Source organism: Virgibacillus salexigens (genome assembly GCF_000723585.1).
Taxonomy (GTDB): Bacteria; Bacillota; Bacilli; order Bacillales; family Amphibacillaceae; genus Virgibacillus; species Virgibacillus salexigens.
Genome location: NZ_CCDP010000001.1, coordinates 666,328 through 678,974, shown reverse-complemented (window position 1 = coordinate 678,974; position 12,647 = coordinate 666,328). Strand labels below are relative to the sequence as shown.

The window sequence follows — 12,647 nt, the reverse complement described above, 5'->3', positions numbered from 1 at the left end:
AAAGTTACTGCAATTAAATAACCTTATAAGAATTCATTTATTACTGATTTAATCTTCGATACTCGCCGGGAGTAACACCTATTAACTTCTTAAATTTCCGTGTGAAATTAGCTACATCTTTATACCCTACTGCTACCACAATATCCTTTATTGGATGTTGTGTTTCCTTTAACTGTTTTTTTACGTTCTCCATCCGTAATTCTTGTACATACTGTGTGAATGTAGCTCCAGTTTGTTCTTTTATAAACCTACTAAGATAAGATACAGATAGTTTAAATTCAAGTGCTACATTCTCCAATGACAGCTCATATAATTGATAATTTTCATTTATATAGTTTAAAATATCATTTCTTAATTGGTCATTATGACTTTTTTTCTTCCTCTCTACTTCATGACAAATTTCAACAACTAAACTTTCAAGCTTTTGATGCAGCTGTTCCATCGAATGAAAGTCGACAATATGGTTAAAATCTTTTATTAAATTACTTAAACCAATTTCAGAGATTGTCTTAACGGTCGTATTAATTACATCAAAACAAATACATTTTAGCACCTGTATAGAGCAGTCATTATGAGCTAGTTTCGAAAAAATTTGATGCAACGTTTCAATTGCGACTATTTTATCTCCTTGTTTAATACTTTGAATCAGCTTTATTTGTTCTTCCTTTGGATAGCCAAGCGACTGTTCAGTCTCCACACTGATGTCTGCAAAGTAAATTACACTACCTGGCGGATTTATAAATTTATACTCTATCGTTGCCAAAGCTTCTATATAGGAGCGGTTAATCTGAGACTTCTTTGTATATACAGTCCCTACTCCTATCGTAGGTTCCTTTATAGTGAAATTCTTCATATATTGCTGCATTTCTAAAATAAGTTTCTTTTGCTGCTCACTAGGGTCTTTTATGTTTCTATCCATACTAATAATCATTGCCATGGCATCGTTATAAAGTAAATCAATACCATGAGCACTGGCTTTATCAAATGATAAATTGGATAATTTCCCAAAAAGTTTTTCTCTTTCTTTTATATTTCCTTCTTTAAACAACCCCTTATCGAAATATACGATACCGACAAAATAGTAGCCTTGCTCCATGTGTATATGCAGTGCATCTAAGATGACATCAATTTCACCATTATTTGAAATACTTCCTTTTAATAACTTTACAAAAACCTGATCCCTTGCAAATGGTTTTTGCATATACATCGTTTCGTTCAATGTTTGATGATCTTCAAATACACTGGTAATGGTTTTTCTAATGGTTTCTAGTTCATTCCTACCTTCGAACTCTCTATTCCCGTTATTTCCCTTCCTCGTAATTTCAACAATATTTCGAATTGGTTTGTATTGATTCTTCCCGATTAAAACAGCCAGTATAAAACCTATTATTAGTAGAATGATAAGCATCCCTAAGATTAGTAGGGTCGTATTATCCAGACGTTTAAAAAATTGATTGGTATCCATAAGCGTAATGAATTTCCAATTACTTATTTCTGATTCTACCGATACAATAGAATAATCTTTCCCATTTACATCTAAACTGCTTATGCCATGCTTTCTTACGGAATCGAAGTCAACTTCATTCTCTTGAATGAAGTCATCATTAATACTAGAAGCAATTACTTGGTTATCTTCATTAACAATATAAGCATTCCCCTTAAAATCACCTAAAATATTTTCTATTAGATCTGTCATGTTACTTTCTTTAATTAAATACATGACCGTTCCATATGGACTAGGGTTTCCAGGGGCTATTGGAAACAAATAGGCAATCATATTCTTATGTTCATCATCATTAATAACTACATGTTTTATTGGCTTTATGAAGGGCAATGGTGTATGTAAATCATTCATGAAATCTTTCTTTTCCCACTTATTAAAATGATATTTATTATTTAGTAAAGCACCAAATGAATAAGAACCACTAGTAGAATAAATTCGTTCATTATTATGATAGTAAATAAATAACTCCTCTATAATAGAACTGTTGGCTTTATATTTCCTCAATTCATCAATTGCTTCCCCGCTATAATAATCATGGCTAAACATATAAGGGGTTAGCCTTGGGTCATAAGAGATTCTAGCTGCTAATGTCTCTAATTCTTTCATGCGTTCATTTGTTATATTTTCTACTTGCTCTAATTTATTGATATTAGCTTGTTCTATTTCTTCCCGTAAGTTTGCAACTGAATTATAATAAATGATCATACTCATAATTAGAAAAGGCACTAGAAATACTAGCAGATAGGATATAATATATTTATACAACAAACGGGATTTATTCCTTTTTCTCCACATCGTTTCCCCCCCTGCCTATTCATTCGTCTGCTTCTTCTCTACTAGTACACATGCCCGTTTGGCTAACCACATCAGAGGAGTAGCAATTATTGATGAACCCGCAAAAAATAACATGATTGGTAGATAACTAAAAAAATAGAAGAGTAATATTAAACTAATAATCATTGCTATTGTTTCTAACGGCTGTGCCAAAGCTATTAGAAAGGCTTGTTTGACGTATTGGTGAAACTTTAGGTTATAGCGTGAAAGGATAGGGAAAATGTATAGAAGTATAATAATATAAAAAGAACTAATAATTAATAATAGACTATGTAAATAAAAGGATTGAATGTAATCATGAGAAATGGAGATATCAAAGTATAGAAATCCTCCTATTAATAATAAGACGACCCCCAAACCATTACTTACTTTAAATTTTTCTTTATAAATGCTAAAAAAATGTTTCATGGTTGGCTTATCAATATCCCTTTCAAACCAACTATGTAGTATTGCAAACAGAGCAGTAGTAGCTGGTGTAATACCGAATATAACGAAACCTAACGCTGTAAATAGAAGCCATAGAAAATGTAAGTAAGCAACTTTATACAACCAGTTACCAAAATCATAAAGTAGCTTTATAAAACCATGTAAGAGCATCAGTTTATCCCCCCTTTTTTGAAAACGCTTTCTTTTATGTTTAGAAAAATACTTTGCTAAAGGTAAATTAGTAGGTTTTCTCCATTATTATATCATACAAAATTTCTCATTTATTAACATATTTAAAAATAAGACTTAATTATCAGAAATTAAGTCTTATTCCATCATTTCCTTTAGATTCCCGTTGATACAGCCACTTCTTTCGGCCGATATACCGATATTATCTGACCGTTTTTGTCTGTAGAAAACATCACGATACGTTCTGATTGCAATAGGAATGAATAGTTTTGTTTTGTTAATTGGTCCGTAATGGCAACTTTCACATCCCTAGAGAATTCAGAGACAAATATAAATAAATTTCCGGTTTCAAACGATAACTTTCTTCCATAAATCCCTGGGAAATCACCTTCTTTCCAATAGAATTCAGGAGAAATCCCAATTTGTTCAATAACATAGGAGTACAATGCAGCTAACGGTTCGCTGCGTTCATTTAATTCCATTGGTAATCCACACCAAAATAATCTCCCTTTTCCCATTTGATACGTATTTACATCATTGGTGTATTTCTCTGTATTCACCTCTTTCATGGATTCAGCAATTCTGTCTTTTCCAAAGGCAGCAAAATACTGCTTTCCTTCTAGTTGAAAGACTTCTTCCCGGACAAGATTGGTTATTGTTGTTTCTCCTACTGTAGCCATCATTCGTTCGGTATTTTTCCAATAAGCATTTATATTAATTGGCCCTGTAAATAGCAAGTTGACTTCATTATTTTTAACAATCTCTACGATTTGATTAAGTGCCGTTGTACTAAAATTATGTGGACTTGGTACGATAATTAATTTAGGAATAGCCGTCGTTAACTCCGATAAATGATATTCACTAATAGCTCGAAATGGAATATTCATTTCATAAGCTAATGTTCGCGTTAATTTTGTCGTTGACTGTACAGAAAATCTACGATTGGAGAAATCGTTGGAATATGGATATACAACTACAATATCTTCTAATTTTCTTTTTTTAAAAAGATCTCTGATATTATTTATGAATTCGCCAAAATCATAGGATACATTTACTTCTGGTTTTTCAGTACCATCAGCTCGTATTGCCCCAATATTTGACTCATTAATATTATTCATATAATAATTCGTATTCCACAGCCATTGAACTGCACCTGCGCCACCGGTCGAAAAAGCATATGCATATTTTCTCTCTAAGATATTTCTTAGTTCTTCTTCACTTCTTTTAGCACGATTATCAGGGGTTTCAACATACATAATTCCAGTTTCCTGAATAAGGTTAGGTTTCGTAAGTGTTTTTGAGAAAATCCCATCCCAAATCAGGTCATCCAAAAGCCACCATGTATGATTCGTCGTATAATTAACAGAATCACTATAAAATAGAGGAGAAGGCCTAAGTCCCCCTAGTGCTTCATCTTGACCTACCGTAATAAGTTGATTGGTTGCTAGTTGTTTAATCGAATATGTTAATTCCCGTACCCAATTATTATGCATATCCATGGTATACAACGTATAATCTAACCACTTCATCCCCCTTTTTCCAGTTATCATATCTCGAATACTGAAATTGATTTCTGACGATTCGGGAGGATCGATTGCTTGAAAAGAAGGCAAATCTTCTTCGGTTACATTCCACCTTTCCCGAAGCTTACTAATGGACCGATGACGATTTTTTAGCCAAGCTTGATAATTCTTCCGATCAAATGAATCATGCAGCGACTTAGGTCCTGCAAATGGCCTTTTCGGATCAAACAAAGACGGTTCATTAATCAAATCCCAATTAATATTCGTCGTTTCAATATGTCTGGATACAATAGAGGTAATAAATCGCTTTTGCGCATGAATGCTTCTAGGGTCTAAATATGGATTATCACCCTCCCATGCTTCTGGAGTGAAAGTGAAGAACGTGAATGTTACTTCTAATTCATGTTTCTTTGCGCATAAGATGAATGCATCTATAGCACGTAAAATTCCTTCATCCATGTGCCCATCGATAAACATCATATGGCGCCATCCCGTCCATAATCCTGTCCGAATATAGTTGATACCAGCACGCTTCATATGGGCCATATCCTGATCCCACATATGTGGGTTCGGTAAAAATAAGTAATAACGAGCAACATCAGATGTCATATATGTCATTCCTACAATTGGCATTGGTCGTCCATCTTTTATAAAATAGTCACGCTCACAAGTTAATGGTTCCCCTTCTGCTAAGAGTCGCTTGTCCATTCCCCAAAAACCTTGTTGAAGAACTCTTGTCTCCCCTTTTTCTGACTCAGTAATACAGGTTAGCTCATACAAACCAGGTTCTATATCGATGGGGAGTATAAATGAATGATTTCTTTGCAGCTCCGTAACATTAATTCTCATAAACTTAGAATATAGAAGTTCATTATTTTTATAGATCTTAAATGACGTGGTCCATGCTATCGCACCCTCGATAAATGATTGCGATTGTAAATAAACAATCGGACGCTCCCCATTCTCATAAGAAGCGTAGTTCGTTTTTAAATGAAATTCGGTTACCTTCCTATTCGAATAGGAAATTAAATCTTCCAATAATTCGAAGCCTAATTCAGTCCAAAATTGTTTTTGTATTTTTTGATTGATAAATATCCATCGACCGCCTGCAAAACTTCCATTTGTGTTTTCAATTAATACACTAGGAGCAGTAACATTTCTACCATTGCTCGTAACTCCTTGAACCAATGGGTAAATACCTGCATCCATTGGTCCGGCTGAACCCATTTCTGCAGAAATGGAGCTTGTCTTGGTAACATGTAAGATAAAATTGTATGTATCCTGAATTGAAAATAATGTATCTTTACCCTTAAATATCGGAATATTTTGGTTATATGCTAATTTTTTCACATTTTCCGAACGAACGCTTAAGGCTTCATGAATATTCAGTTGCTGATGATAAGCAGTCTGCTCTGCTTCCTTCTGCCACTCTCCATTTTTGATAATACAAGGAATTCGAAAGGGGATCCCTCCCAAGTGAATGAATCCATTTCCAGACTTAAAATAGGTATAAATTGATTTCCAAGCTTGTTTTGGAAAATAGGAACCATGTAAGTTAATAAAACAAGTAACTTTATTATTATCAAAAGCTTCCTTTAAACAACATGCGTTTACGACTGTACTCGTTTTCTTTAGTTGATATAAGAAATATGAGCTTGGCCGTTCCCCATCAAAAGGAAAAAAAGGATCATAAAAAATTAGCGTTTCCGACATAATATCCCCCTACCTTAATGTATTATGTAGCTAGCTTACTTTGTTTAAATAAAGCCGTAAATATGTCATTTTTTATCTCTATGTCATTCTTTACCTATAACCTAAATGATAATTAACATGTTATTTTACTAGTACAAATAATAGTTGTTCAAACGTTTGTTTATCTTTTAAAACCCCAATAATAACACTGTGTACCCCCATTTGAAGAAAATAGGGGGTACATTAGTGAGAATGCTTTCCTTTTATTATTTCAAACGATCTGGCAATGCATGAATGGATTCAATTAGAACATTTAATTTCCCCTCAATACGATGCAACAGATAGAAAGTTACCGCAATTGGAAAACCCACTTCCGTCATAAACGGGACCCATGTCTCCATGCCCTTATTCTCCTCCTTTTTAATAAAATAGACCGGAAGCCAAGCCACCGGTCTACCTGTTATGCATTCATTTATACGTCAAGATCAATTTCTTCTACAACACGCTCAACAATTCTTGCACTCTTCTTTGCAACAAGATCTCCCCCACTTGAAGTGAACGCATTTTGAGCAATGACCTGTTCCATTGCTGTATTCACATCAACGGAATTAGCTGGCTCAACTGGATGATCAATGCTATACGTGACTATTTTACCTTCCACATTTTCAAACTTCAATTCGAGCTTTTTCAACTTGTTTCCCCCTTCCCTTTTGGTTTTTTCCGTTATTCTGCCAAAATTTCCGATGTGTCTTTACGTTCAACCACCTCAAGTGGTAACTGTTGCAGGTTAGTAAAAGCCTCAGCGATGATATAAAGTTGTTCCGCAGTTGCAGCAGTTTTGACATTATTAAAGCTCTTTGTTTTGGTAACCATTTTTCCTGTGCTTTCATTGATACCATTGTCAAAGACCAACCACAATGAAGAATTGGTTAATTGAGAACTCGCCATGTAATCACCTCCCTCTAGCCTTACAATCGAAAGAAGTTAACGTAAAGTGGCAAATTCTCAAAATACTTTTGCATTTACGAATAGAATTTTTAATAGTAAAATAATGATTAGTATAATAGATGAGGTGTAAACATAGTGTTTGTCGAAAATCAACGAATGGGGAAGCGAAAACAGGAGAAGAGACGCAAACGAAGAAAACTGCTCATATATGCGGGAATCCCCCTCACACTAATTATAATAGCTGTTCTTTCCTATGGATATCATATTTATTCTACTGCACAAGATACTGCAGATGACTCCTATCAAAAAGTCGGTCGAGAAAATGAACAATCCCAATTGCGTCATACAGCTGTAAATCCAATTGAAGATAATGTATCTGTGCTTATTATCGGGGTAGATGACAGTGAAAACAGAGGATACAATGAAAAAAGCAGATCGGATGCATTATTATTAGCAACATTTAATAAAGAAGAAAACAGCGTGAAATTACTTAGTATCCCCCGAGACTCCTATGTTAATGTTCCAGAATACGGTTATACCAAGATTAATCATGCCCATTTTATTGGTGGTCCGAAGAAAACGATGGAGACTGTGGAAAAATTCATGAATATACCTGTTGATTATTATCTTCGAGTAAATTTTGAAGCGTTTATAGAAGTAGTCGATTCCTTAGGTGGAATTGAATATGATGTGCCCTTTCAAATGAGGGAAATGGATTCGAATGATAATCAAAATGCCATTCAGTTAAGCCCTGGCCTCCAACAATTAAATGGGGAAGAAACACTAGCACTTGCAAGAAGCCGTAAATATGATAGTGATGTTGAACGTGGTAAAAGACAACAAGAAATTATTAAAACCATTGTAAAAGAAGCCGCTTCTGCATCTTCTATTTTTAAACTAGACGATCTTATTCAAGCAGTTGGAAGTAATTTAAAGACCAATCTCTCCTTTGATGAAATGAAAAGTTTTATGAGTTACGGGATGAATACGGATCTAGTAATGAATACTGTTAACTTTGAAGGAACCGGTGGAAAATTAGACGATGGTCTCTGGTATTATCAAGTAGATCAAACGAGTAGAACAGCGATCGAGAATGAATTACGGACACATTTAGACCTGTCCACTTCAAATGCTGAACAATCAGAATACAATAGTACAACGGATGAGGCAATGTCTAATTCAACTACGAACAATTAATAAAAACAAGCGTGGCTAGTGAAAAGCCACGCTTAGTTAATACCTTCTCGAGTAAATTCGCAACATAAATTCCAGTACTGTTAGAATTCGTTTAAAGCGAAATGGTTGCTTTAACAATCGATACAACCATTCCAAGTTAAGATCGACCCACATTTGAGGAGCACGCTTCACCTCTCCCGCTAATACGTCAAAGACACCACCAATTCCCATAAATAATCCTTTATCAAATTTATCTTTATGTTTTACGATCCATTGCTCTTGTTTTGGTGAACCTAATGCTACAAAGATCATATCAGGTTGACTTTCCTTAATAGATTGAGCAAATGTTTCATCCTCAATATCGATATAGCCATGATGGTGTCCTGCAATTGTAATATTGGGGTAAGTTTTTTTTACTTCAGATACAGCCTTATAATTAATTTCTTCCTTCGCTCCTAAAAAATAGCAGCTTAGCCCTTGTTCATTCGCATAATTTAATAAGTCAAGCGTTAATTCATATCCAGTAACCCGTTCTTGCAACGGCTGCCGCTGATATTGAGCTGCCTTTAATATGCCTACACCATCCGGAACGATATAATTGGCAGCCTGTATAATTTGTCGATACGAATCGTTTTCTCTTGCCTTCATAACAATTTCTGGATTTGCAGTTACTACAAAACACTTCTGTTGGCGATTTAAATGAGGGATTAAGTGATGGGTTACAAATTCATCCCTCGTTGTATTAATAAAGGGAATATCCATAATTGTAACGGTACTCTCAAAATGCTTCATTCCTATGCAACCTTTCATGTGCGATAAACGTCTATTCAATAGAGCTTACAGAATTGTAATATACATGTTATTTACGAATACACATATTCGTAGTAAAATTAAACTTAGTTTTAAAAAAAAGCAAGAAAATTATCATTTATTATTGTTTAATATTACCATTATATATTTCGATTTTCTATTAATTATTTAAGGGTGAATATGAAAATGTCTAATAAAACAACGCGCACAAGAGTTGTTAGAAGAAAGAAAAGAAAATTAAGAAAAAGAGCATACTTTATACTATTGCCGCTTATCCTCGTCTTTCTAGGAGTAGCTAGTTATGCATCTTATTTATATATAAAAGCGGATAGCGTTCTATCTGACTCCTATGAAGATGATGGTAGAGAAAAATCCGATCTAAGAGAAAGCAAAGTCGACCCCAATGTAGACAATGTCTCTGTACTAATAATGGGGGTGGATGCAAGTGATCTGCGTAATAATGCAGATAATGCTCGGTCAGACACATTAATGGTAGCTACATTAAATAAAGATGACAAAAGTGTTAAATTACTAAGTATTCCACGTGACTCCTATGTATATATTCCAGAAGTTGGTTATAAAACAAAGATTAATCATGCTCATGCATACGGTGGAACCCAAGCAACAACAAAAACAGTGGAAGAATTATTAGATATTCCAATTGATTATTATGTCAAGGTTAATTTTGAAGCATTCATTGATGTGGTTAATGCTGTTGAAGGGGTTACTGTCGATGTTCCATATGAATTACACGAACAGAATTCAAAGGACGAAGCTGGAGCTATCCATTTACAACCAGGAGAACAACAGCTTAATGGGGAAGAAGCCCTTGCATTAGCGCGTACAAGGAAATTAGATAGCGATATCGAACGCGGAAAAAGACAGCAAGAAATTATTAAAGCAGTAATAAATAAGGCAATATCGCTTGATTCTGTAATGAAATATGATGATGTACTGGAAGCAGTTGGCAGCAATATGACTACGAATATGACGTTTAGTGAGATGAAAAGCTTTATCTCCTATGGTACCAAAGGGAAGAATCTTGATTTTGAAACCATGACCTTAGAAGGGCATGATTACCAACCAAACGGTACCTATTACTGGCAATTAGATGACATAGCCTTAGAAGAAACTCAAGAAACACTGAAGCGGCATTTGGACATCTCAACAAACAGTTCCTTAACGGATTCAAATAATCAATCGAATGAACAAAGTTCAGAAACAGAATCTTCTGTTTCCAATGATGGAACACAATAAATATCAAAAACCCTTCTGGTAATTTACCAGAAGGGTTAATTTTATGGTTTATGTTTAAGCGCTTTGAAAAAATTCGTTAATGGTTTATATTTGCTATTAATCAACTCTAAATTCTCAATCAATGCTTGTAGTGCCAGCATAGCAACTGCAAAAATAGCTACTGACCCCCATACCGTAGTCATGGAAAATAGTATTGCCGCTAAACTAAACATCGTACTTAAAGCATAAATAAACAGTACTGTATGTTTATGCGAGAACCCCATGTGTAATAATCGATGATGTAAATGCGAACTATCTGGACTAGATAACGGCTGTTTGTTTACATATCTTCTAATAATCGCAATAAGCGTATCCGAAATCGGAACTGCTAGGATAAATATTGGTATAATAAATGAAATTATCGTCACATTTTTAAACCCTAACAGCGCGAGTACAGCTATCATATAGCCTAAAAATAAGGCACCTGTATCCCCCATAAAAATCTTTGCGGGATAAAAATTGTAACGAAGAAATCCAACGATACTAAAAAACAATATCAGCGCCATCGTTGCTACGTACACATCACCCATGGATACTGCCATTCCTGCAATAGTAAATAATGCAATTGCTGATACACCAGCTGCCAGCCCATCTAGACCATCGATCAGATTGATAGCGTTAGTCACCCCAACAATCCAAAATACTGTTATCAATGAACTCATAAAACCAAATTCAATTTGGCCTCCAAACGGGAGATTTACAAACTCAATATGTAACCCCCCACCAAAAACGACAATACAGGCGATCCCAATTTGTATAATAAATTTGAATTTTGCCGATAAATCAGTAATATCGTCAAAAAATCCTAATACAATAATAAGAAAAGCCCCAATAATAATAGCGAAATGATAAGTGCTTGTTGGCTGTAATATAAGTAACCCCAGTAAAAAACTAAGAAAAATTGCTAAACCACCCAATGTCGGGATAGGTGCTTTATGAACTTTTCGAACATTTGGCTTATCGGTTGCATTTAATTTCTTTGAGAATTTAATAATAATTGGAGTTATTATGAGTGAAAATAACAGGGTCAGACAGGCTAGCAATGCTATTTCAAGCATGTAGCCCACCTCATTTAAAACAAATTTATACGTCACGATAATTAGTTACTTTTTTTCATGCTTCGATATACATTATAAATGTTTTCGGCAAAAATCTCCAATGTAAATTTGGCGGAAGCATGATTGTATAACTTTTCTCCCATTAATCGTAACATACCCCGTTTATAAAAAAATAATGCATCATTCATTGCCGCAATTAACTCCCTTGTATTCCCAGGCTTAATTCTCCAGCCAACAGACTTATCTACAACTAACTCACTAACACCTCCAACATCTGTCGAAATAACTGGTGTTTTTACTTTTGCTGATTCTAATAATACAAGTGGAAAACTTTCACTTAAAGAAGTAAGCAACGTTACATCTGCCAACTGATAAAGATGTTCAATATCATTACGATAACCTAAAAAATGAACGTGATCTGTGATCCCAAGTTCAGTAACCATCTTTTCTAGCTGCTGTTGCAGAGCACCCTCTCCAGCTAGCATGAGATGACAGTTACCAGCTGACTTCAACACTTCGGAAAATGCTTCCAAGGCAAAATGATGCCCTTTTACTTCCTCTAGTCTTGCTACCATTAAGAAGACAAAATCATCCTCTGCTATCCCAAAATCTTGTTTGCGATATTTGCATTCGACATGATGCGTAAAATCAATTCCATTTAGTGCAATAACAATTTTTGCTTCATCAATGCCAGCATCAATTAAGAAATCTTTAAAAGGATGAGAAATAGCAACTAATTTATCAGCTTGTCTCATCGCATTAACATTTAATTTGCTAAGTAACTTTCCATACATTCCCTTTCCCATAAAATCCAAAAATGGATTACTATGTATGGTAACCACCCATTGAAATGGTACAATCTTCCTTAATATATTTGCGTAAACGTTGGCTCTTGGGCCATGTGTGTGTATACAATGAATGTGTTCTTGTTGGATATACGATTTCATTTTGTGTATTAATGGAATGCTGAATCGGGAATTGCAAGAAAAATGAACAGTTTGAATACCTGATTCATTGGCACGCTTTAATAATTCTCCGTCTTCCATTACCCCAAGTACAAACTGCTCGTTATTAAATTCCTTCATTAAATTTAAGATATGGTACATTCCACCGCCTGTCTCATTTCCAGCGTTTAAATGTAATATTTTCATGAATTATCCACCCTCGATGTTTACTAGTAACTCAATATAA

The 12,647-nt window shown here is 34.6% G+C and carries 11 protein-coding genes; 2 read left to right on the top strand and 9 right to left on the bottom strand.

Features of this window, described 5'->3' with window-relative positions:
* Nucleotides 1-40: 40 nt before the first annotated feature.
* The 6 genes from BN990_RS03190 to BN990_RS03170 all read right to left on the bottom strand — a co-directional run bounded on the left by BN990_RS03190 (nucleotide 41) and on the right by BN990_RS03170 (nucleotide 7,116).
* Nucleotides 41-2,215, bottom strand: a complete 2,175-nt coding sequence (locus BN990_RS03190) for a helix-turn-helix domain-containing protein (protein ID WP_158295215.1) — start codon at nucleotides 2,213-2,215, stop codon at nucleotides 41-43.
* A gap of 99 nt (nucleotides 2,216-2,314) precedes the next feature.
* Nucleotides 2,315-2,935 carry a YesL family protein gene (locus BN990_RS03185; RefSeq protein WP_021289726.1) on the bottom strand — a complete coding sequence of 207 codons (621 nt, stop codon included), beginning with the start codon at nucleotides 2,933-2,935 and terminating at the stop codon, nucleotides 2,315-2,317.
* A gap of 173 nt (nucleotides 2,936-3,108) precedes the next feature.
* Nucleotides 3,109-6,189, bottom strand: a complete 3,081-nt coding sequence (locus BN990_RS03180) for a beta-galactosidase (protein ID WP_038242325.1) — start codon at nucleotides 6,187-6,189, stop codon at nucleotides 3,109-3,111.
* A gap of 245 nt (nucleotides 6,190-6,434) precedes the next feature.
* A complete protein-coding gene (locus BN990_RS21760) occupies nucleotides 6,435-6,569 on the bottom strand; it encodes a YvrJ family protein (RefSeq protein WP_021289728.1) in 135 nt (44 codons plus the stop codon).
* A gap of 71 nt (nucleotides 6,570-6,640) precedes the next feature.
* Nucleotides 6,641-6,859: a DUF2922 domain-containing protein gene (locus tag BN990_RS03175; RefSeq protein ID WP_038242323.1), complete on the bottom strand. Its 219-nt coding sequence runs from the start codon at nucleotides 6,857-6,859 to the stop codon at nucleotides 6,641-6,643.
* Between the two features lie 32 nt (nucleotides 6,860-6,891).
* Nucleotides 6,892-7,116, bottom strand: coding sequence for a DUF1659 domain-containing protein (locus BN990_RS03170; RefSeq protein WP_038242320.1), 225 nt, complete (start codon nucleotides 7,114-7,116; stop codon nucleotides 6,892-6,894).
* 135 nt (nucleotides 7,117-7,251) lie between these two features.
* Between BN990_RS03170 and BN990_RS03165 the strand changes: the two genes are divergently transcribed.
* Complete coding sequence (locus BN990_RS03165; RefSeq protein ID WP_021289731.1) at nucleotides 7,252-8,313, top strand: LCP family protein; 1,062 nt, start codon at nucleotides 7,252-7,254, stop codon at nucleotides 8,311-8,313.
* Between the two features lie 36 nt (nucleotides 8,314-8,349).
* Here the strand turns inward: BN990_RS03165 and BN990_RS03160 are convergent, their stop codons facing one another.
* A complete protein-coding gene (locus tag BN990_RS03160; protein ID WP_021289732.1) occupies nucleotides 8,350-9,084 on the bottom strand; it encodes a WecB/TagA/CpsF family glycosyltransferase in 735 nt (244 codons plus the stop codon).
* A 204-nt stretch (nucleotides 9,085-9,288) separates the two neighbouring features.
* Between BN990_RS03160 and BN990_RS03155 the strand changes: the two genes are divergently transcribed.
* Nucleotides 9,289-10,359, top strand: a complete 1,071-nt coding sequence (locus BN990_RS03155) for an LCP family protein (RefSeq protein ID WP_038242316.1) — start codon at nucleotides 9,289-9,291, stop codon at nucleotides 10,357-10,359.
* A 41-nt stretch (nucleotides 10,360-10,400) separates the two neighbouring features.
* Here BN990_RS03155 and BN990_RS03150 read toward each other — a convergent pair whose 3' ends face one another.
* Together BN990_RS03150 and BN990_RS03145 are read right to left on the bottom strand one after the other, a co-directional pair.
* Complete coding sequence (locus BN990_RS03150; protein ID WP_038242314.1) at nucleotides 10,401-11,456, bottom strand: glycosyltransferase family 4 protein; 1,056 nt, start codon at nucleotides 11,454-11,456, stop codon at nucleotides 10,401-10,403.
* A 41-nt stretch (nucleotides 11,457-11,497) separates the two neighbouring features.
* On the bottom strand, nucleotides 11,498-12,607 hold the full coding sequence (locus tag BN990_RS03145) for a glycosyltransferase family 4 protein (protein WP_038242311.1): 1,110 nt from the start codon (nucleotides 12,605-12,607) through the stop codon (nucleotides 11,498-11,500).
* Nucleotides 12,608-12,647: the final 40 nt, after the last annotated feature.

Excerpts from the sequence above, each read along its gene's own strand:
- BN990_RS03190 (WP_158295215.1), bottom strand. The coding sequence starts at position 2,215 with ATGAGTATGATCATTTATTATAATTCAGTTGCAAACTTACGGGAAGAA.
- BN990_RS03185 (WP_021289726.1), bottom strand. The coding sequence starts at position 2,935 with ATGCTCTTACATGGTTTTATAAAGCTACTTTATGATTTTGGTAACTGG.
- BN990_RS03180 (WP_038242325.1), bottom strand. The coding sequence starts at position 6,189 with ATGTCGGAAACGCTAATTTTTTATGATCCTTTTTTTCCTTTTGATGGG.
- BN990_RS21760 (WP_021289728.1), bottom strand. The coding sequence starts at position 6,569 with ATGGAGACATGGGTCCCGTTTATGACGGAAGTGGGTTTTCCAATTGCG.
- BN990_RS03170 (WP_038242320.1), bottom strand. The coding sequence starts at position 7,116 with ATGGCGAGTTCTCAATTAACCAATTCTTCATTGTGGTTGGTCTTTGAC.
- BN990_RS03160 (WP_021289732.1), bottom strand. The coding sequence starts at position 9,084 with ATGAAGCATTTTGAGAGTACCGTTACAATTATGGATATTCCCTTTATT.
- BN990_RS03155 (WP_038242316.1), top strand. The coding sequence starts at position 9,289 with ATGTCTAATAAAACAACGCGCACAAGAGTTGTTAGAAGAAAGAAAAGA.
- BN990_RS03150 (WP_038242314.1), bottom strand. The coding sequence starts at position 11,456 with ATGCTTGAAATAGCATTGCTAGCCTGTCTGACCCTGTTATTTTCACTC.
- BN990_RS03145 (WP_038242311.1), bottom strand. The coding sequence starts at position 12,607 with ATGAAAATATTACATTTAAACGCTGGAAATGAGACAGGCGGTGGAATG.